Raw genomic sequence first — 1,149 nt, forward strand, 5'->3', positions numbered from 1 at the left:
GCCCTCCTCACCGACCGGGCCACCCGCGACCCCGCCCAGACCGCCACCGGCCACGGCCTGCGCCGCAACGGCCTGGCGGAAGCCGGGCGCCGCAACGCCGAGGTGCTGGCAGCACTCGGCATGCAGGCGCGCTTTGCCGACCGCTGGGGGCTCGCCAACGGCGACTACCGCCAGGCCCAGCAGCGCGCCTCCGACATCGCCGGCGGCTACGGCGCCGCATCCAAGGTCTTCCGCATGGCCCTGCAATCGGGCGTGCTGGCGCTCGGCGCCTACCTCGTCATCAACGGCCAGGCCAGTGCCGGCATCATCATCGCGTCCTCCATCCTGGTCGCCCGCGCGCTGGCGCCGGCCGAACTCGCCATCGCCAACTGGAAGGGCTTCGTCCAAGCCCGCCAGTCCTGGGCCCGCCTGTCCGAGCTCTTCGCCCGCATGCCGGCACCGGCCCAGCCCCACGCCCTGCCGGCGCCCTGCCGCTCCCTCCAGGTCGAGGGCATCAGCGTGGCGCCCCCCGGCACCCAGCGCCTCGTCGTGCAGGACGTGAGCCTCGCTCTCCAGGCCGGCCAGGGCCTGGGCGTCATCGGCCCCTCGGCGTCGGGCAAGTCGAGCCTGGTGCGGGCCCTCATCGGCGTCTGGCCGGCGGTGCGCGGCAAGGTCCGCCTCGACGGGGCGGCGCTGGACCAGTGGTCGGCCGACGACCTCGGCCCCCATCTCGGCTTCCTGCCCCAGGAGATCGAGCTCTTCGCCGGCACCGTCGCGCAGAACATCGCCCGCTTCGATCCGGACGCCACCCCGGAGGCCGTGATCGCCGCCGCCCGCGCGGCCGGCGTGCACGACCTCGTCCTGCGCCTCTCGGAGGGCTACGACACCCGCATCGGCGAGGGCGGGGCGGGGCTGTCCGCCGGCCAGCGCCAGCGCATCGGCCTGGCCCGCGCCCTCTACGGCGACCCCTTCCTCGTCGTCCTCGACGAGCCCAACGCCAACCTCGACGCCGAGGGCGAGCACGCGCTCACGGGGGCGATCCTCGGCGTGCGCCGGCGCGGGGGCGTCTGCATCGTCATCGCCCACCGCCCTTCCGCGCTCGCCGCCCTCGACCTCATCCTGATGATGGCCGACGGCCGCGCCCAGGCCTTCGGACCCAAGGACGAGGTC

Annotated in this window: 1 protein-coding gene; it reads left to right on the forward strand. The window is 75.3% G+C overall.

Annotated features, from left to right (window positions below):
* Positions 1-1,149: type I secretion system permease/ATPase (locus MFF30_RS14185; protein ID WP_238280047.1), on the forward strand; the 1,149-nt coding region annotated here is incomplete at both ends.

The organism is Methylobacterium goesingense (assembly GCF_022179225.1).
Lineage (GTDB): Bacteria > Pseudomonadota > Alphaproteobacteria > Rhizobiales > Beijerinckiaceae > Methylobacterium > Methylobacterium goesingense.